The 18306-nt window shown below is 66.6% G+C and carries 21 protein-coding genes; 17 read left to right on the top strand and 4 right to left on the bottom strand.

Features of this window, described 5'->3' with window-relative positions:
• Positions 1-264: 264 nt before the first annotated feature.
• Entirely contained in the window at positions 265-1203 is a 939-nt protein-coding gene (locus tag ACLBWL_RS01745; RefSeq protein ID WP_056053689.1) for a ribose-phosphate pyrophosphokinase, read from the bottom strand.
• A gap of 67 nt (positions 1204-1270) precedes the next feature.
• Between ACLBWL_RS01745 and ACLBWL_RS01740 the strand changes: the two genes are divergently transcribed.
• From ACLBWL_RS01740 to ACLBWL_RS01690, 11 genes are all read left to right on the top strand, one after another.
• Positions 1271-1789 carry a YcxB family protein gene (locus tag ACLBWL_RS01740; protein ID WP_447789687.1) on the top strand — a complete coding sequence of 173 codons (519 nt, stop codon included), beginning with the start codon at positions 1271-1273 and terminating at the stop codon, positions 1787-1789.
• An 86-nt stretch (positions 1790-1875) separates the two neighbouring features.
• A complete protein-coding gene (gene gltX / locus ACLBWL_RS01735; RefSeq protein WP_447789685.1) occupies positions 1876-3201 on the top strand; it encodes a glutamate--tRNA ligase in 1326 nt (441 codons plus the stop codon).
• Positions 3202-3684: 483 nt separating this feature from the next.
• Entirely contained in the window at positions 3685-4350 is a 666-nt protein-coding gene (locus ACLBWL_RS01730) for a TonB family protein (RefSeq protein ID WP_447789683.1), read from the top strand.
• 69 nt (positions 4351-4419) lie between these two features.
• On the top strand, positions 4420-4767 hold the full coding sequence (locus ACLBWL_RS01725; protein ID WP_447789681.1) for a hypothetical protein: 348 nt from the start codon (positions 4420-4422) through the stop codon (positions 4765-4767).
• A 53-nt stretch (positions 4768-4820) separates the two neighbouring features.
• Positions 4821-5780, top strand: a complete 960-nt coding sequence (ribD, locus tag ACLBWL_RS01720) for a bifunctional diaminohydroxyphosphoribosylaminopyrimidine deaminase/5-amino-6-(5-phosphoribosylamino)uracil reductase RibD (RefSeq protein WP_447791943.1) — start codon at positions 4821-4823, stop codon at positions 5778-5780.
• Positions 5780-6391, top strand: a complete 612-nt coding sequence (locus ACLBWL_RS01715) for a riboflavin synthase (protein WP_447789679.1) — start codon at positions 5780-5782, stop codon at positions 6389-6391. The genes ribD and ACLBWL_RS01715 overlap by 1 nt, the downstream gene beginning before the upstream one ends.
• Complete coding sequence (gene ribB, locus ACLBWL_RS01710) at positions 6381-7541, top strand: 3,4-dihydroxy-2-butanone-4-phosphate synthase (protein ID WP_447791941.1); 1161 nt, start codon at positions 6381-6383, stop codon at positions 7539-7541. Before ACLBWL_RS01715 ends, ribB begins: the two co-directional genes overlap by 11 nt.
• A complete protein-coding gene (gene ribH, locus ACLBWL_RS01705; protein ID WP_447789677.1) occupies positions 7541-7963 on the top strand; it encodes a 6,7-dimethyl-8-ribityllumazine synthase in 423 nt (140 codons plus the stop codon). The genes ribB and ribH overlap by 1 nt, the downstream gene beginning before the upstream one ends.
• 9 nt (positions 7964-7972) lie before the next feature.
• Entirely contained in the window at positions 7973-8173 is a 201-nt protein-coding gene (locus tag ACLBWL_RS01700; RefSeq protein ID WP_447789675.1) for a DUF4169 family protein, read from the top strand.
• A gap of 503 nt (positions 8174-8676) precedes the next feature.
• Entirely contained in the window at positions 8677-9492 is an 816-nt protein-coding gene (locus ACLBWL_RS01695; protein WP_447789673.1) for a DUF1206 domain-containing protein, read from the top strand.
• A gap of 15 nt (positions 9493-9507) precedes the next feature.
• The gene (locus ACLBWL_RS01690) at positions 9508-9903 is read left to right on the top strand and encodes a hypothetical protein (protein ID WP_447789671.1); all 396 of its coding nucleotides are present in this window, start codon (positions 9508-9510) and stop codon (positions 9901-9903) included.
• Positions 9904-9909: 6 nt separating this feature from the next.
• Here ACLBWL_RS01690 and ACLBWL_RS01685 read toward each other — a convergent pair whose 3' ends face one another.
• On the bottom strand, positions 9910-10404 hold the full coding sequence (locus ACLBWL_RS01685) for a hypothetical protein (RefSeq protein ID WP_447789669.1): 495 nt from the start codon (positions 10402-10404) through the stop codon (positions 9910-9912).
• A 229-nt stretch (positions 10405-10633) separates the two neighbouring features.
• Positions 10634-11722: an alkene reductase gene (locus ACLBWL_RS01680; RefSeq protein WP_447789667.1), complete on the bottom strand. Its 1089-nt coding sequence runs from the start codon at positions 11720-11722 to the stop codon at positions 10634-10636.
• 50 nt (positions 11723-11772) lie between these two features.
• Between ACLBWL_RS01680 and ACLBWL_RS01675 the strand changes: the two genes are divergently transcribed.
• The 6 genes from ACLBWL_RS01675 to ACLBWL_RS01650 all read left to right on the top strand — a co-directional run bounded on the left by ACLBWL_RS01675 (position 11773) and on the right by ACLBWL_RS01650 (position 17910).
• Positions 11773-12774, top strand: a complete 1002-nt coding sequence (locus tag ACLBWL_RS01675; RefSeq protein ID WP_447789665.1) for a DMT family transporter — start codon at positions 11773-11775, stop codon at positions 12772-12774.
• On the top strand, positions 12771-13424 hold the full coding sequence (locus tag ACLBWL_RS01670; protein WP_447789663.1) for a COQ9 family protein: 654 nt from the start codon (positions 12771-12773) through the stop codon (positions 13422-13424). Before ACLBWL_RS01675 ends, ACLBWL_RS01670 begins: the two co-directional genes overlap by 4 nt.
• Positions 13425-13611: 187 nt before the next feature.
• Positions 13612-13887 carry a FeoA family protein gene (locus ACLBWL_RS01665; protein WP_055874807.1) on the top strand — a complete coding sequence of 92 codons (276 nt, stop codon included), beginning with the start codon at positions 13612-13614 and terminating at the stop codon, positions 13885-13887.
• 9 nt (positions 13888-13896) lie between these two features.
• The gene (feoB, locus tag ACLBWL_RS01660; protein WP_447789661.1) at positions 13897-15771 is read left to right on the top strand and encodes a ferrous iron transporter B; all 1875 of its coding nucleotides are present in this window, start codon (positions 13897-13899) and stop codon (positions 15769-15771) included.
• 8 nt (positions 15772-15779) lie between these two features.
• A complete protein-coding gene (ssb, locus tag ACLBWL_RS01655) occupies positions 15780-16373 on the top strand; it encodes a single-stranded DNA-binding protein (protein WP_120300786.1) in 594 nt (197 codons plus the stop codon).
• A gap of 4 nt (positions 16374-16377) precedes the next feature.
• Positions 16378-17910, top strand: coding sequence for a sensor histidine kinase (locus ACLBWL_RS01650; protein WP_447789659.1), 1533 nt, complete (start codon positions 16378-16380; stop codon positions 17908-17910).
• On the opposite strand, the gene ACLBWL_RS01645 is transcribed toward ACLBWL_RS01650, so the two are convergent.
• On the bottom strand, positions 17897-18301 hold the full coding sequence (locus tag ACLBWL_RS01645; RefSeq protein ID WP_447789657.1) for a response regulator: 405 nt from the start codon (positions 18299-18301) through the stop codon (positions 17897-17899). The genes ACLBWL_RS01650 and ACLBWL_RS01645 overlap by 14 nt on opposite strands.
• Positions 18302-18306: the final 5 nt, after the last annotated feature.

Here is an 18306-nt window from a genome sequence, read left to right as displayed (position 1 = left end):
TATCTGGTGCTTTGAGACGGCGTGAGGGCGTTCATGACCCCCTTCCGTCATCCTGACGAAAGTCAGGACCCAGAGCCAAAGGCGTCATCGTTCATAACCCTGGGTCCTGACTTTCGTCAGGATGACGGAGATGGAGGTGGTCTCAGTTGGCGCGCCGTCGGCAAAGCCGTCGTCGGACGGTTCGGCGTTAGCCGACCGCCGGCCGTGCCGGGCGCTGCCCGCTTTTAGCGGGCATCGGCGCGGGCGTAGCCGCGCCTGCGTCCGTCAATCAAACAGGCTCGACACGCTCGTCTCGTCCGCAATCCGCTTGATCGCCTCGCCGAGCAGCGGCGCAATCTGGAGGTGGCGTATCTTGCCGTGCGCGCCCTTGATCACGTCGTGGTTGCCGATCGAGTCGGTGATCACCAATTCGCGCAGTTCCGAACCCTCGACGCGCGCCACCGCACCGCCCGACAGCACGCCGTGCGTGACATAGGCGACGACGTCCTCGGCGCCCGCCTCCTTCAAAGCCGCCGCCGCGTTGCACAGCGTGCCCGCCGAATCGACGATGTCGTCGACCAGGATGCAGAAGCGCCCCTCGACCTCGCCGATGATGTTCATCACCTCCGACTCGCCGGCGCGCTCGCGACGCTTGTCGACGATCGCGAGCGGCGCGTTGTCGAGCCGCTTGGCGAGCACGCGCGCACGCACCACGCCGCCGACGTCGGGCGACACCACCATCAAATTCTTGCCCTTGAACCGCGCGAGGATGTCCGCCGACATCACCGGCGCCGCGTAGAGATTGTCGGTCGGGATATCGAAGAAGCCCTGGATCTGGCCGGCATGCAGGTCGACCGACAGCACGCGGTTCGCGCCCGCGACGGTGATCAGGTTGGCGACGAGCTTGGCCGAGATCGGCGTGCGCGGGCCCGGCTTCCGGTCCTGCCGCGCGTACCCCATATACGGGATCACCGCGGTGATGCGCCGCGCCGACGCACGCTTGAGCGCGTCGATCATGATCAGCAATTCCATGAGGTTGTCGTTGGCGGGGTAGCCGGTCGACTGGATCACGAACACGTCCTCGCCGCGGACGTTCTCGTTGATCTCGACGAAGACCTCCTCGTCGGCGAACCGCCGCACGCTGACGTCCGTCAGCGGAGTCTCGAGATAGGCGGCGATCTCCTGCGCGAGGGGCAGGTTGGAATTGCCGGTCATCAGTTTCATCGTATCGCCTTTTCCCGCGGACGGTGCTCCCTTAGAATGGAGTGGCGCACGGGGGAAGAGAGAGGCGATGGCGGACGGATTTGTGTTCAAGCCGACAGTCGAGGATTACATCGCGGTCTCCCGCGGCAGTTTCCTGCGCGCGCTGCGTCGCCGTCAATTCAAGCTTTGGGTGATCTGCGTGCCGTTGGTTGCCGGCATGGTGGGCGTCGCGATCGACATCGGCGATTCTGGGAGGGTCAGCATCCCCGCGTTTCTGTACGGGGTCGGCGCCGGGATACTCTGGCTCACCGCGGTCTGGACCGCCATTTTCGCGTTGGCGCCCCGTCGCGCGCGACGGCTGTTTCATCAGCAGCGTTCGCTCGATCGAACCTTCAGCCTGGCGTGGACCGACGAGCGCCTGACGTTCAAATCCGATACGAGCATGAGCGACATGCCGTGGTCGGATTATCACGGCTGGTTCGAAACCAGGGACATCTTCGCCTTTGGCCTGAACGAGCAAATGTATCATTTCGCCCCCAAGCGGGCGATGTCCACCGCGATGATCGACGATCTGCGGCGCGCCGCGCAGGCCATCCGGTCGGTCTGACGGCGGTCAATTCGGGGGGCGGGGTCCTACAGAGAGTCGGGCACGCACGCGTTGCCGTGACAGGCGTTCGCTTCTAGGTCGAAGCCATGACCGTGATCACCCGTTTCGCCCCCTCGCCCACCGGCCGCCTGCACGTCGGCAACATCCGCACCGCGCTCCACAACTGGATGTTCGCGCGGGCCAACGGCGGCAAGTTCGTGCTGCGGATCGACGATACCGATCCGGAACGCAGCGAAGAACGGTTCGTGGAGGCGATCCGCGCCGATCTCGACTGGCTCGGGATGACGCCCGACGCGGAGGAGCGGCAGTCGGCGCGGTTCGCGCTGTACGAAACGCGGTTCGCGGCGTTGGTTGCAAGCGGGCATGTCTATCCCGCGTACGAGACGTCGCAGGAACTCGATCTGAAGCGGAAGATCCAGGCCGGGCGCGGGTTGCCGCCGATCTATGATCGCGCGGCGCTGGCGTTGGACGACGACGCGCGGGCGAAGCTCGAAGCGGGCGGTGTTAAGCCGCATTGGCGGTTCAAGCTCGATCACGACTCGGCGATCGCGTGGGACGACCTGATCCGCGGCGTGGCGCATTTCGAGGCGAAGACGATGAGCGATCCGGTCATCCGCCGCGCGGACGGGTCGTGGCTGTATATGCTGCCGTCGGCGATCGACGATGCCGAGATGGGCGTGACTCATGTCGTGCGCGGCGAGGATCACGTGTCGAACACCGCGCTCCAGTTGCAGATGTTCGCCGCGCTCGGCGTCACGCCGCCGCGGTTTGCGCACGAGGCGTTGCTGACCGGCGCGGAGGGCAAGCTGTCGAAGCGGCTCGGCTCGCTCGGCGTCGATCATTTCCGCGAAGTCGGGATAGAACCGCAGGCGGTGCGTGCGCTGCTGGCGCGGATCGGGACGAGCGACCCGGTCGAGCCGATCGCCGACGCCGCGCCGCTGATCGCCGGGTTCGATTTCGCGCGGTTCGGCCGCGCGCCGGCGCGGTTCGACGAGGCGGAGCTGGCGGCGTTGAACGCGCGCATCCTGCATGCGCTGCCATATGAGGCGGTGGCCGAGCGGTTGCCCGAGGGCATGGATGTGGCGGCTTGGGAGGCGGTGCGACCGAACCTGGTGACGCTGGCGGATACGGCGGACTGGTGGGGTGTGATCGAGGGGCCGATCGCGGTCGAGGGCGACGTCGATGCGGCGTATCTCGATCAGGCGCTGATGGCGGCGGAGGCGATCGATTGGTCGAGCGACCCTTGGCACGCGCTGACGGCTCGGTTGAAGGCGGAGACGGGGCGCAAGGGCAAGGCGTTGTTCCTGCCGTTGCGTCGTGCGCTGACTGGGCGTGATCATGGTCCCGACATGGCCGCGTTGCTGCCGCTGATCGGGCGCGAGCGGGCTTTGGAGCGGTTGGCGGCGCGCTGATCTCGCGTTCCCGCAGGTGGCCCGAAAAAGCATGTTCTCCCGCGAAGGCGGGAGAACAAGGAAGGAAGGGCTGCGGTGGAATTGACCGCAACGGACCATACTTTGCCGGCGGTCACTTTGCCCGCGCTCGACAAATGCACCGCCCTTCCCTCTCACCACCACCCCGGCGAAGGCCGGGGCCCAATTGGGGAACGTCGCGCACGGGCGCCGCGCTCCATTATTCCAACCTTTCCAATTGGGCCCCGGCCTTCGCCGGGGTGGTGCACATGGCCGAAGAATGTGACCGCCAGCGCAGTACGGTAGGTTAGCCGAGCCAATTGGTGCCGACCGGTAGACATCGCCCAAGAGCGACCAAACGAGGTCAACTCACCTCGCGCCAGCACCCCTCCTCCAAACCCCTTGCCCGCACAATGTAATGATGTACCATTCCAACCGGCGGTACCTATCTCGCCGCCATCCTCGAGGAGATGCGGGAGACGGACCATGTACGCGGATCGACTGAACCGGACCGGCGGATTCAATCCCGGGAGCCTCGGCGTCGCGCTGGCGATCAATAGCGCGGTGATCGGAGCCTTGTTCTTCGCGGCGCCGAACGTGCTGCCGTTCGTACCCGACAAGCCGCTCATAACCTATGTGCCGTACACCCAGCCACCGCCGCCCGAGCCAACGCCGCCTGCAAATCCTCTGGTCCGCCAGCAACCGCGACCTGCCCCGCGTCCCGATGCACCGATCCCGCAGGTACCAACGCAGACGGACACCGGCTTCGCGGTCACCCCCGATCCCCTCCCCTACACGCCGCCGATCGGTGTCGAAGGCGCTGGAACCGGGACCGTCGCGGTCGATCCGCCAACGCCTGCGCCGGTGTTCGTGCAGCCGGGCGTCGACCCGCGCTACGCCGCCGATTTCCAGCCGAGCTATCCAGCCGAGGAGCGCCGCGCCGAACGCGAGGGCAAGGTCGTCGTCCGTGTACTGGTCGGGGTCGATGGCCGGGTGAAGCAAGTCGAGCGGGTCAGCGCGACCACCGACACCTTCTACCGCGCGACGCTCGACCGTGCGCTGGCGAAGTGGCGGTTCAAGCCGGCGACGCGCGACGGCGTTCCGGTCGAGGCGTGGCGATCGATGTCGCTGACGTTTGTCTTGCAGAACTGAAGCCTCAGAAGCCGAACACGGGGGCTGCGGGGCTGGCCTAGCCGGCCCCGCTCTCCTATCTTGCGTCGCATGGGCCTTTTCAGTCGCTTCTCACCGATCGTCGCCTATCGCGACCTGCGGCTCTTCCTGAGCCAGCGCCAGCCGTACGAGCTGATCTTTCTCATCGCGGCACTCGGCGTGACGAGCTTTCTGATCTTCGCGTTCATGAAGGATTCGTACGTCGAGCAGGAATACCGCCCCAAGATCATCTACGTCGAGCAATGGCCCGCAGATCGCACCGACGCGCAGATCATCGCACAGCAGAAGATCGATGCGCCGATCAAGGCCAAGGCGCTCGCCGAGCAGAAGGCGCGCGAGGACGCACAGCGCGCCGCGTTCAAGCGGCTGGACGACAAGTTGAAGGCGATGGGGATCTGACCAGGGGGGATCTGACTGGGGGAGATTTGACCCAAGCGTACGATGCCCGCTGGATGGGCGCCGCGCTGGCGCTGGCCGAGCGGGGACGCGGACGGACCGCGCCCAACCCCAACGTCGGTTGCGTGATCGTGCGCGAAGGTCGCGTGGTCGGGCGCGGCTGGACGCAGACGGGCGGACGTCCGCATGCGGAAGCGATGGCGCTGGCTGAGGCCGGTGCGAACGCGCGAGGGGCCATTGCCTACTTGACGCTTGAGCCCTGCGCGCATCAGTCCCCGCGCGGACCTGCATGCAGCGACTTGCTGATCCAGGCAGGCGTTGCACGTGTTTTCGTCGCCCTCGAAGATCCCGACGCACGAACGGCAGGCCAGGGTTTTACCCGGCTGGAGGCCGCTGGCATCGCGGTGACGCGCGGCGTTCGCTCGGAAGAGGCTCGCCGTTCGATGGCGGGCTTTCTCACGCGGCAGGCGCTCGGCCGCCCGCACGTTACTTTGAAGCTCGCGACATCGCTCGACGGTTGCATCGCGATGGCGGACGGATCGAGTCGCTGGATCACCGGTCCGCAAGCACGGATGCACGCGCATCTGGAGCGCAGCAGGCACGAAGCGATTCTCGTCGGTCGCGGCACGTATGACGCCGATGCGCCGCGACTCGATGTGCGGTTGCCGGGTTTGGAAGAACGCGGACCAAGGCGCGTGCTTTTATCTTCGACCGTCCAAGACGTGCCCAGTTGGACCGTCATCGCCGCCCCGCACGACATCGCCAGGCTTCTGGGCGTCGACCACATCCTCGTCGAAGGCGGCGCGGCCGTAGCGTCCGCGTTCCTGGCCGCCGATCTGGTCGACCGACTCCTTCTCTACCGCGCCCCGATTCTGATCGGCGGCGGCAAGCCTGCGCTGGGCGATATCGGCCTTACCGACCTGAGCGCGGCGCATGGTCGCTGGGCGATGGTCGACGCACGACAACTTGGCATGGACCGGCTCGAGGTCTACGAGCGCGAACGAAACGAGGCATAATGTTCACCGGAATCATCACCGACATCGGCACGGTCGCGCGCGTGGAGTCACCCGGCGACACGCGCATCGTCGTTAGCACCGCGTACGACACCGCGACCGTCGATCTCGGCGCGTCGATCTCCTGCTCGGGCGTCTGCCTGACCGTCGTCGACAAGGGCCCCAATTGGTTCGCGGTCGACGTCTCCGGCGAGACGATCAGCCGCACCGCCAAGGACCAGTGGACCGAGGGCCGCAAGTTCAACCTCGAACGCGCGATGAAGCTCGGTGACGAACTCGGCGGGCATATCGTCACCGGGCATGTCGACGGGCTCGGCACGATCGTCGCGATCGAAGAAGAGGGTGGCTCACACCGCCTCACCGTCCGCGCCGGCCCCGAGATCGCGCCGTTCATCGCGGCCAAGGGTTCGGTGACGGTCGACGGCGTCTCGCTGACCGTCAACACCGTGCGCGATGTGGACGGCGCGGTGGAATTCGGCCTCAACATCATCCCGCATACCTGGGGCGTGACGACGCTCGGCACGGTCCAGACCGGCCAGTCGGTCAACATCGAGATCGACGTCCTCGCCCGCTACCTCCAAAGAATGGAGCATTACCGTGCCTCTGCCCGCTGACGCCACCGCCGAACTGTCGCGCCTCAAGCACGGTTATCTCTCCAGTCCCGAAGAGATCATCGACGAAGCGCGCAACGGCCGGATGTTCATCCTGGTCGACGACGAGGACCGTGAGAACGAGGGCGACCTGGTCATACCCGCACAGATGGCGACCCCTGAGAAGATCAACTTCATGGCCAAATACGGCCGCGGCCTGATCTGTCTCGCGCTGACCCGCGACCGTACCGAAGAACTCGGGCTCGAACTGATGAGCCGCAACAACGGGACTCGCCACGAGACCGCGTTCACCGTCTCGATCGAGGCCCTCGAAGGCGTCACGACGGGCATCTCCGCCGCCGATCGTGCGCGCACCATCGCGGTGGCGATCGATGCGACCAAGCAGAAGGCGGACATCGTCACCCCCGGCCACGTCTTCCCGCTGGTCGCGCGCGACGGCGGCGTGCTGATCCGCGCCGGCCATACCGAGGCGGCGGTCGACGTCGCGCGGCTCGCCGGACTCAACCCCTCGGGCGTGATCTGCGAAATCATGAACGAGGACGGCACGATGGCGCGGATGGACGATCTCGTCACCTTCGCGCAGTTCCACAACGTCAAGATCGGCACGATCCGCGACCTAATCGCGTATCGCCGCCGCCACGATCACCTCGTCGAGAAGCGTGCCGAGGCCAAGTTCACGTCCGAGTGGGGCGGCGACTGGACCGCGCTGACGTTCTGGAACAAGGCGACCGGCACCGAGCAGGTCGCGCTCGTGAAGGGCAGGATCGATCCCGCCAAGCCGACGCTCGTCCGCATGCACGCGCTGTCGCCGTTCGCGGATATCTTCGGCGAATCGGGCGATCGCGGCCGGATCCTCGCGCGCTCGATGCAGATGATCGCGGACGAGGGCGCCGGCGTGATCGTCGTCATCAACCGTCCGCGCAGCAACACCTTCACCTCTGCGGTGATGAAGAAGGCGGGTGCGGAGATCACCCCGGACATGGAGGAACTGCGCGACTACGGCGTCGGCGCGATGATCCTTACCGAGCTCGGCGTCCACGACATGGTGCTGATCACCAACACGCATCACACGCTGGTCGGCCTCGACGGCTACGGCCTGTCGATCGTCGGCGAGCGCCCGATCGCGTCCCTGAACACGGAAAAGAGCAACTGATGGCGCATCTCCTCATCGTCGAAGCCCGGTTCTACGATCACCTCAACGACCTGCTCGTCGAGGGTGCGAAGGCCGCGATCGAAGCTGCGGGCCATACGCATGAGACGGTCACCGTGCCCGGCGCGCTCGAAGTCCCCGGCGCGATCGCGCTGGCGGCCGAGAGCGAGACGTTCGACGCGTATGTCGCGCTGGGCGTCGTGATCCGCGGCGAAACCTATCATTTCGAGATCGTCGCGGGCGAGAGCGCACGCGGGATCATGCAACTGACGATGGACGGCCTGTCGATCGGCAACGGCATCCTGACCACCGAGAACGAGGCGCAGGCCCTGACCCGCGCAAAGCCCACCGAAGGCGACAAGGGCGGCGGCGCGGCGAAGGCTGCGCTGGCGATGCTGGCGCTTAAGGACCGCTTCCTCGCGTGAAATTCGCGCGTGGGTGAGGTGATCAACCTGCGGCTCGCGCGAAAGCAGCGGGCTCGGGCCGAGGCTTTGGTGCGGGCGGACCAGAACCGGCGGGTGTTCGGGCGGACGGCGGCGGAGAAGGCGGCGGAAGCGGCTGTGAAGGCTCGGGTGGACAGGACGCTGGATGGTGCAAAGCTGGAGAGCCCGACACCCGAAAAGCCCGCGGAATAACCTTACCCTTTCCCAGGGAGGCCGGCGAGTGGTGAGCATGGTGCTCGGCGTTGTCCCTCAGAAATCTCTTCGCGAACGCCGCGCCTGCAATCCTCCCCCGCCAGGGGGAGGTGGCGCCTTAGGCGACGGAGGGGGAGGACACGGAACAGCGGTTTACCCTTACCTCCCCCTCCGTCAGGCAAGCGCCTGCCACCTCCCCCTGGCGGGGGAGGATACTCGGGGTCTGCGAATCTTGAAGCACAAGAGCGGTTATCGCTTGGCTGGCCGGAAGGAATCCTCAGCCGTCTCAAACCCTAAGCCCCGCCGCCCCTCGATAACCACGGCACCATGCCCTTCCTTGTTCTCCCGCGAAGGCGGGAGCCCAGTCTGGATCCCTGCCTTCGCGGGGAAACAAATCTAACATGCTTGAAAGGGGAGAGCAGCCGACAACCACACTCTCCGCTGGCCCCCACAGGAACGTCGCGACCGCCGCGCCGTTATGCCCCCGTAACAAAGGGGCCATCATGATTTCGGATGCGAATGCGACGCTGCTCGCCAAGCTCGGCTTTGCCGCCCGCGGGGTGGTCTACATCCTGGTCGGGTGGTTCGCGGTCGATGCGGCGCTGCATGGGGGCGAGATCGCCGACAACCAGGGCGCGATCGGGTCGATGGCGGGCGGACCGCTCGGCCCGGTGCTGCTGGCGATCATCGCAGCGGGACTGCTCGGCTACGCGGTCTGGCGGTTGACCGAGGCCGCGGCGAACCCCGAGCAGATCGGTCGCGATGCCAAGGGCAGCCTCAGGCGGGTCGGCCATGTCGTCAGCGGGATCGCGCATCTGGTCCTCGCCTGGACGGCCGCCAAGCTCGCGATGAAAATCGGATCGCGCGAGGCATCGGTTTCGCCCGGCGACGAAAGCGCCCGCGACTGGACCGCGTTGCTGCTGGACCAGCCGGCCGGACGCATTCTGGTCGGCACGGTCGCCGTCGGCGTGCTGGTCGCCGCGTTCCAGCAGGGCCAAAAGGCATGGCGCGGCGACTTCTTTCATGACCTCCGCGGCGATGCGCCCGCCCCCGGCTATGTCTGCACGATGGGCAGGGTCGGCTACGGCGCCCGCGCGCTGGTGTTCCTGATCGTCGCCGGGCTGTTCGGGCTGGCGGCGTGGACCGCGCATGCGAGCGACGCAGGCGGCGTCGCCGACGCGCTGCAAATGCTGCAATCGCAACCGGGCGGCAAATGGCTGCTCGCCTTGACCGGCATCGGGCTGGCGCTGTTCGGCGCGTACAGCCTGATCGAGGCGCGCTTCCGGCGCCTGCATGTCGACCTGCCCGGCACCGATTGATAGCGGATCGTTAACATGACGGTGCTAGCGGACGGCATGTACACGATCAGTTTCGACGTCCCGACCAAGACCCTGACGATCGTGACCGAGGGGTTCTGGTCGATCGCGACGACCGCGGCGTTCTCGGCCGAACTGCTCGCGCGCGGCACCGCGGCGCGGCTCTATCATGGGCGGTTCGTGGTGCTCGCGGATCTGCGCAAGGCAGCGATCCAGCCGTTGAAGGTGGTCGATGCGCTCGAAGCGATGATGCCGAAAGCGCTCAAGGTGACGTCCGCGCCGATCGCGGCGGTGGTCGCCTCGCATCTGGCGAAGCTCCAGACCGAGCGCTATCTCAAGGCCGAGAATTGCCGGACGTTTCTCGATATCGACGAGGCGAGGCGGTGGCTTGCGGGCGACGGCCATCCCGCCTGACGGGATTCAGTCCCGCGGTGCGGTTTCCGCCAACGCAGCCTCGACCTCTTCGACCGTGATGCCGAACGCGCCGGCGAGCCCCGCCAAGGACGCGCCACGATCGGCGAGCGTGCGGATGCGGGCGGTATCGACGATCGTCTTGTAGCGGCGCGTGTCGCGATCGGTCTTCGACTCCTCGCCGCTGCGGGCAAGCGCGCCCGAACGGCGGCGCTTGGAGATCTTCAGCGCCTCGACGTCGTTGGTCGGCGGTGCATCGAGCCGTGCCTTGATCCGCTGATCCTCCTCGATACGCCGGCTTTCACGGGCGCGCTCGCGGTCCTGGGACTGGCGGTCACGCTCGGCGACGCGCGACTCGGATCGGTGTTCGGCGGCGGCGAGACGCTCCTTGGCGCGTTGTTCGCGGCCGTTGGCCCGCTCCTCCGCCCGCTTTGCGGCGCGGTCGGCGGTGCCCGGCATGAGCGGTCCGGTTCCCCTGCCGCCGCTCGGCCAGCCGTCGGTCATTGCAAATCCTGTCGTCACCGATGCGCCGCCGCGGCGCGGAAGCGTGCTGCTAGGCGATGGCGACTCCGGTGAATAGGGGCAACCCTCCTTGATCCTCCCCCGCGAGGGGGAGGTGTCGCCGAAGGTGACGGAGGGGGAGGACGAAACAGCGGTGAGCGCGTACCTCCCCCTCCGTCAGGCTGGCGCCTGCCACCTCCCCCTTGCGGGGAGGATCGAGCGTCGCCAGTCGTCACGCGTTGGCAGTCTCGAGCGCGAGGTAGTCGACATAGCCCTCGGGACCACGGCTGTACCACGTCTTCGCATCGTCCTTCGCGAGCGGCGCACCGGTGCGCAGGCGCTCCGGCAGGTCCGGGTTCGCGATGAACGGACGACCGAAGCTGATCGCGTCGGCATTGCCCGTGTCGAGTTCGGCCTGCGCCTTCTCGAGCGTGTCATAGTCGGAGTTCACGACCAGCACGCCCTTGAACACTTTCCGAATCGCCGGGCTGAGCTTCGGCACGTCGGTGCGGCCGAAGGTGCCGTCGGGGCCGGGCTCGCGCAGTTCGAGGAACGCGATGCCGAGATCCGACAACGCCTTGGCGGCGGCGGTGAACAACGGCTCGGGGTTGCTGTCGTCGACGCCCTGCGAGTCGCCGTTGGGCGACAGGCGGACGCTCGTGCGATCGGCACCCGCGACCGAGATCACGCGCTCGGCGACTTCGCGCAGCAGGCGGATGCGGTTTTCGATCGAGCCGCCATACTCGTCCGTACGCAGGTTCGCGTTGTCGCGCAGGAACTGGTCGATCAGATAGCCGTTCGCGGCATGGATCTGGACGCCGTCGAACCCGGCGGCGAGCGCGTTCTTGGTCGCCAGTTCGTAATCGTTCAGCAGACGCGGGATCTCGCTCAGTTCGAGCGGCCGCGCGACCTCGAAGTCCTGCTTGCCCTCGAACGTGTGTGCCTGGCCCTCGGTCTTGGTCGCCGACGACGAAACCGGCTGGCCGCCGATCACCGACGAATGGACCTGACGACCCATGTGCCACAACTGCGCGACGATCCGGCCGCCGGCGGCGTGCACGGAGGCGGTGACGGGCTTCCACGCCTCGACCTGCGCGTCGGTCCACAGACCCGGCGCGAACGGCCAGCCCAGGCCTTCGCGGCTGATGCCGGTGGCTTCGGAGATGATCAGCCCGGCGCTCGCGCGTTGCGTGTAATAGTCGACCATCAGGTCGGACGGCACGGCCTCCTTGTCGGCACGCCCGCGGGTGAGCGGCGCCATGAGGATGCGGTTGGGCGCGTCGACGGCGCCGATCGTTACGGGATCGAAAAGGCTTGGCATGAAAACTCCTTAATGCCTGACGGGCGGAAGATAGGAGGCTACACGGCCGCATGCACCGCCCCGACCCGCAAAGATTATCTAGCGTGCCCGATACGGCGAATAGGATTTCGCCGGCCGCATCGACTCCTCATGCCGCACCGATTTCTCCGGTCGCACCGGGGCTGATCGCGTTCGCGGCGCTGGTCCTCGCCAACGTCGCGCTGGCGTTCGGGCCGTGGTTCGTTCGCGCGACCGAGGTCGGGCCGGTCGCCGCCGGGTTCTGGCGGCTGACGCTGGCGGTACCGTTCCTGGTTGCGCTCGCGGTCCAGCAGGGCGCGCGGCCAAGGCGGCTCGGGTGGAAATTATGCGCCGGGCTGCTCGCGGGCGGCGTGTGCTTTGCGGCCGATCTCGGCACATGGCACCTCGGCATCCTGCGGACGACGCTCGCCAATGCGACGCTGTTCGGCAACGTCGCGACGCTGATCTTTCCGATCTACGGCTTCCTGATCGCGCGCCGTTGGCCGACGCGGACGCAAGGCTGGGCGCTGGCGCTGGCGGCAGCGGGTGGCGCGTTGCTGCTCGGGCGATCGTACCAGCTCGATGCGAAGAACCTAGCGGGCGATCTGTTCTGCCTGCTCGCCGGGCTGCTCTACACGGTCTATTTCATCCTGATCGCGCGGGCCCGGGCGACTCTCGCCCCGATTTCCGCGCTGACTCTATCGACGCTGGCCGGGATCCTGCCGCTGCTCGTGTTCGCGCTGGCGATGGGCGAGCGGGTGCTGCCGACGCACTGGGGGCCGCTGATCGGGCTCGCCTTATGCAGCCAGGTGCTCGGCCAGGGCCTGATGATCTATGCGCTCGGCCGCTTCTCGCCGCTGGTGATCGGGATCGCGCTGCTGATCCAGCCGGTGGTGGCGGGGATCGTCGGCTGGTTCGTGTACGGCGAACGGCTCGGCGCGGCCGATCTGGTCGGCGTGGCGATGGTCGCCGTCGCGCTTGTGCTGGTGCGCCGGGCACCTCCTCTTGAAGAGGCGCTTGATACACCTGATTTTGGACGGCAGGAGACGGTATGACCCAGGACCTTACGCTCGACGAAATCCGCGCAAAGCTTGCCCCCGGTGTCGCTGCCAATGCGGCGTTCGACGGCTGGACCGACGCCGCGCGCGACATGGCCGCTGAAGCGGCGGGTATCGACAGGGACGTCGCCGCGCTCGCGTTCAAGCACGGCGCGGTCGAGATGATCGACGCGTGGTTTGCGCACATCGATGGCGTCATGCTCGCCGCAGTCCCGCCCGAACGACTCGCGCTGATGAAAATCCGCGAGAAGATCACCGCGCTGGTCGAGGCAAGGCTCGATGCGACGTCGATCGACCGCGAATCGCTCCGCCGCGCGCTGGCGATTCTCGCGCTCCCGCAGAACCTCGCAAAGGCGACGCGGCTCGGCTGGCGGACGGTCGATACGATCTGGCGCGCGGCCGGCGATGTCGCAACCGACTATAATTACTACACCAAGCGGACCATCCTGCTCGGCGTCTATGCCTCGACGATCACGGTCTTCCTCGACGACGAGAGCGAAGGCCTCGCGGAGACACGTGCGTTCCTCGGTCGCCGGATCAACGGGATCATGCAGTTCGAAAAGGCCAAGGCCGGTTTCCTCAAGCGCACCGAACACGGTTTCAGCCTGTCGCGATTCGTCGGCCGTCTGCGCTATCCGACCACTTGAGGGATTCAGCGCGGGCAACCGCCAAAGATCCGTCATCCTGGGCTCGACCCAGGATCCAGAGCCAGGACCGACGCGCTATGTGGCTCTGGATCCTGACTTTCGTCAGGATGACGCGGCGTTGAGGCGGTGGTATCCAGCGGCGGTTAGGGCTTCCCTTCCCCGGGCGTTACTGATAATCAGTCGCATCATGGACACTCGCCCCGATCGTTCCGTCAGCCTCGAAACACTGCCGCGCAAGCAGCACGCTATTGTTGCGGCAATCGAGTGGGCGCGGCTCGCGGGACCGGAAGCGCGTCGCCTACGCGAACTGGGCTTCGACGAGGGTGTCGATGTCGAGGTGCTACACCGTGCGACGCTCGGCCAGGGCCCGATCGCCTGCCGGATCGGCCGCATGACCGTCGCGCTGCGTCGTGCCGTCGCCGGCGCGATCCAGGTTTCTCCGATGCCTGCCGCGGCCGAATAATCCTTTAGAATGAACGCAGCACCGCTGGTTGCGCTGGTCGGCAATCCAAATGCCGGCAAGAGCGCGCTATTCAATGCGCTCACCGGTGCGCGGCAGAAGGTCGGCAATTATCCCGGCGTCACAGTCGAGCGGAAGGTCGGTCGGCTGATGCTCGACGACGGGCGTCCGGTCGAGCTGGTCGACCTGCCCGGTGCGTACAGCCTCGAGCCCTCCTCCCCGGACGAACGAGTCACGCGCGATGTCGTCACCGGTACGCAGGACGGCGAGCGCCTGCCCGATGCGCTGGTCGTCGTCGTCGATGCCGCCAATCTCGACAACCACCTCCGCTTCACGCTCCAGCTGATCGCCCTCGGCCTGCCGGTCGTGGTCGCGCTCAACATGGTCGATCTGGCGGAGCGCGACGGGCTGAAGCTGGACCCCAAGGTTCTCGAACGCGAACTCGGCGTGCCGGTGATCCCGACCGTCGCGGTCCGCAAGCGGGGGCTCGACGAACTCAAGGCCGCTCTATCCAGCATCGTCGTCAACGGCCCGATGCGCCTGCGCAAATCGGACGGCAGCGTCCAGGACGATATCGTCACGCTCCAGCGCCGCGCGCGCGCGATCGCCACGGCGGCGACCGTATCCGAGACGACCGTCCGCCGCTGGACGCACATGCTCGACGCGGTTGCACTGCACCCGGTCGCCGGCCCGATCCTGTTGCTCGCGATCATGTTCCTGATGTTCCAGGCGGTGTTCAACTGGGCACAGCCGTTCATGGACGCGATCGACGCGGGCTTCACCGCGTTGCAGGCTTTCCTCACCGCCGAACTCGCCCCGTCGCTGCTCCGCTCGCTGCTGGTCGACGGCGTGATCGCGGGCGTCGGCGCGGTGATCGTGTTCCTGCCGCAGATCCTGATCCTGTTCCTCTTCATCCTCGTCCTCGAGGCCAGCGGCTACATGGTCCGCGCGGCGTTCCTGATGGACCGCGTGATGGCGAGCGTCGGGCTGTCGGGCCGCGCGTTCATTCCTTTGCTGTCGAGTTTCGCCTGCGCCATCCCAGGCATCATGGCGACGCGGACGATCGACGACGAGAAGGACCGGCTGACGACGATCCTGATCGCGCCGCTGATGACGTGCTCCGCGCGCCTGCCGGTCTACACGCTGATCATCGGCGCGTTCATTCCCAACACGAAGATCCTGCCGTTCGTGGGGCTCCAGGGCATCGTCATGCTCGGGCTGTACGTGATGGGCATCGTCGGCGCGTTCGTCGCTGCGCTGGTGCTGCGCCGGACGGTGACCAAGGGCGTGTCGTCGGGCTTTATGATGGAGATGCCGAAATACCAGTGGCCGCAGTGGCGCGACGTCGGCATCGGCCTGTGGAGCCGCGCGCAGATCTTCCTGAAGCGCGCCGGCGGGATCATCCTGACCTCGACGATCATCCTGTGGGTGCTGCTGAGCTTCCCCAAGCCGCCCGAGCAGCCCGCTGGCGCGCCGAAGATCTCGGCGGTCGATTATTCGATCGCCGGCCGCATCGCCAACGGCATCGCGCCGGTGTTCGCGCCGATCGGCTTCAATCGCGACATCGTCCTCGCGCTGATCCCGGCGATGGCCGCGCGTGAAGTCGCGGTCGCGGCGATCGGCACGGTCTACGCGATCGACGATCCCGACAGCAACCAGGGCGGAAAGGCGATGGTCGAGAACCTCCGCGGTCGCTGGAGCCTGCCGACCGCGCTCGCCTTCCTGATGTGGTTCGTGTTCGCGCCGCAGTGCATCTCGACCATCGCCGTCACCCGTCGCGAGACCAATGGGTGGAAATGGCCCGCCTTCATGGTTGGCTATTTGTTCGCCGCCGCCTACATCATGGCTGGCATTACATACTGGCTGGCGGTGTTCGCCGGCCTCTGAGGGGCATCATGGCAGGCAGCGTCAACAAGGTCATCATCGTCGGCAATCTGGGTCGCGACCCGGAGAGCAAGGCGTTCCAGAACGGCGGCAAGGTCGTCAACCTGCGCATCGCGACATCCGAGTCCTGGAAGGACAAGATGTCGGGCGAGCGCAAGGAAAAGACGGAATGGCATTCGGTCGCGATCTTCAACGAAGGTCTCGCGAACGTCGCCGAGAAGTATCTGCGCAAGGGCTCGAAGGTCTATATCGAGGGCGCGCTCCAGACCCGGAAGTGGCAGGATGCGCAGGGCCAGGACAAATATTCGACCGAGATCGTGCTGCAGGGCTTCAACAGCGTGCTGACGATGCTCGACGGCCCGAACGGCGGCGCAGGCGGTGGTGCAGGCGGCGGCGGTGGTAGCCGTGGTGGCGGCGACGACTGGGCCGGCGGCGGTGGCGGCAACGACTTCGGCGGCGGTTCGTCCGGCGGCGGCGGTGGTTACGGCGGCGGCGGTGGCGGTCGTGGCGGCAGCGCACCCTCGGGTGGCGGTGGCGCCCGCGGCGGCAGCTTCGGCCAGACCGGCGGGTTTTCGGACGATCTCGACGACGACGTGCCGTTCTGATCTCGTGACGACGCTGTACTCAATTCCGGCAAGATCGTTCGACGAGGCCACGCGGGCGCGCGTGATCGCCTCGTACGACGTCGCTGGCGCGCGTGCGAAAGGCCAGTTGGACGACATCGTGTCGTTCGCGGCCGAACTCTGCGATGCGCCGGTCGCTTTGTTGAGTCTCGTCGAGGAGGAGTATCAGCGCTTCCTCGCGCGCACCGGATTCGATCTGGAACAGACGCCGCGCAGCATGTCCTTCTGCGCACACGCGATGCACCATCACGAGGTGATGGAAGTGCCGGACGCGCAGGACGATGTGCGTTTCGCCGACAATCCTCTGGTGACCGGCGAGCCCCATGTGCGGTTCTATGCGGGTGCGCCGCTGGTTTCGAGTGAGGGCGTACCGCTCGGTGCACTCTGTGTACTGGCGCCCGAACCGCGCGAGGGCCTGTCGCGATTCCAGCGCGACGGCCTGACGTTGCTGGCGAAGGCGGCGATGGGTCGCCTCGACGATCGCCGGGCTGCGCGCGAGCAGGCGTTTGCCGAGGCCGAGGCGCGACGCACGCTCGAAGCAAGCGATCTACGCTTCCGTACGCTGGCGGACACGATGCCGCAGATGGTGTGGTCGACGCTGCCCGACGGCTTCCACGATTATTTCAACGCGCGCTGGTACGAATTTACGGGCACGCCCCCGGGGACGACCGACGGCCAAGGCTGGAACGACATGTTTCATCCCGAGGATCAGGATCGCGCCTGGTCCGTCTGGCGGCACTCGCTCGAAACCGGGGAGCCGTATAATATCGAATACAGGCTACGCCATTTCGACGGCACCTATCGCTGGGTGCTCGGCCGCGCGCTGCCGGTGCACGACGAAAGCGGTGCAATACAGCGCTGGTTCGGAACGTGCACCGACATTCACGAACAGAAGCTGGCGTATGAAGAGCGCGAGGTCATCAGCCAGGAGCTGAGCCACCGCATCAAGAACATCTTCGCGGTGATCGCCGGACTGATCGCGTTCGCGGCGCGCGGCAAACCCGAGTTCGCGGGCATCGCCACCGACCTGCGCCACCGCATTACCGCACTCGGTCGCGCGCATGACTTCGTCCGTCCGCACAGCCCCAATTCGCGTCCGTCTGCTGCACAGAACAGCCTGCACGGCCTGTTGCACGAGCTGTTCGAGCCGTATCAGCGCGCTGACGGTGCACGCCTGACCGTGACCGGCGACGACGTGACGATCGACGATCGCTCCGCCACGCCGATTGCGCTGATGTTCCATGAGCTTGCGACCAATGCGACCAAATATGGCGCGTTGTCTACCGAACTCGGGACGGTAAATGTGGCCGTTGCGACGCTCGGCACCGCTATCGTGCTGACGTGGAAGGAAACCGGCGGTCCGCAGGTCGTCGAGCCGGTCGAGCCGGGCGGGTTCGGCAGTCAGTTGATCGAAATGAGCGCGGTTCGGCAGCTCGGCGGGACGATCGCAAGGGATTGGCGCCCGGATGGCCTGATCATCGAACTCGCGATCCCGGCCGCGGCGTTCAGCAGGAGTTGACGATCCGGATCACGTCGTCGTGCGCGGCGCATCGTTGGCCCGCGGGATCGCCTTCGCAGGCCATCGCGGCGGCGGCCAGAATTGCTGCGTCGCTGAACGGCTTGCGAATATAGCCCAGGCATTCGGCATCGCCGATTTGCGCCGGGTTGGCGGTGACGAATACGACCTTGACGCCGAATTCCTCGGCCATCTTCTTGGCGATATCGGGGCCGGTCGCTCCGTCGCGGAGGTTGATGTCGACGAACGCGAAGTTGCACCCGGGTGCTGCTGCGATAGCGCTCTCGCGATCTGCGGCGATCCCCGCCACGCCGTAGCCTGCGTCCGTGAGAATTCTCTCAAGGTCGAGCGCGACGAATATCTCGTCTTCGACAATCAGGGCGGTCTTGGTCATCGGGA

The sequence above is a fragment of the Sphingomonas sp. M1A8_2b genome (assembly GCF_053345535.1).
Note: the sequence above shows the minus strand (reverse complement) of the source record. Positions and strands in the feature narration are given on the sequence as shown.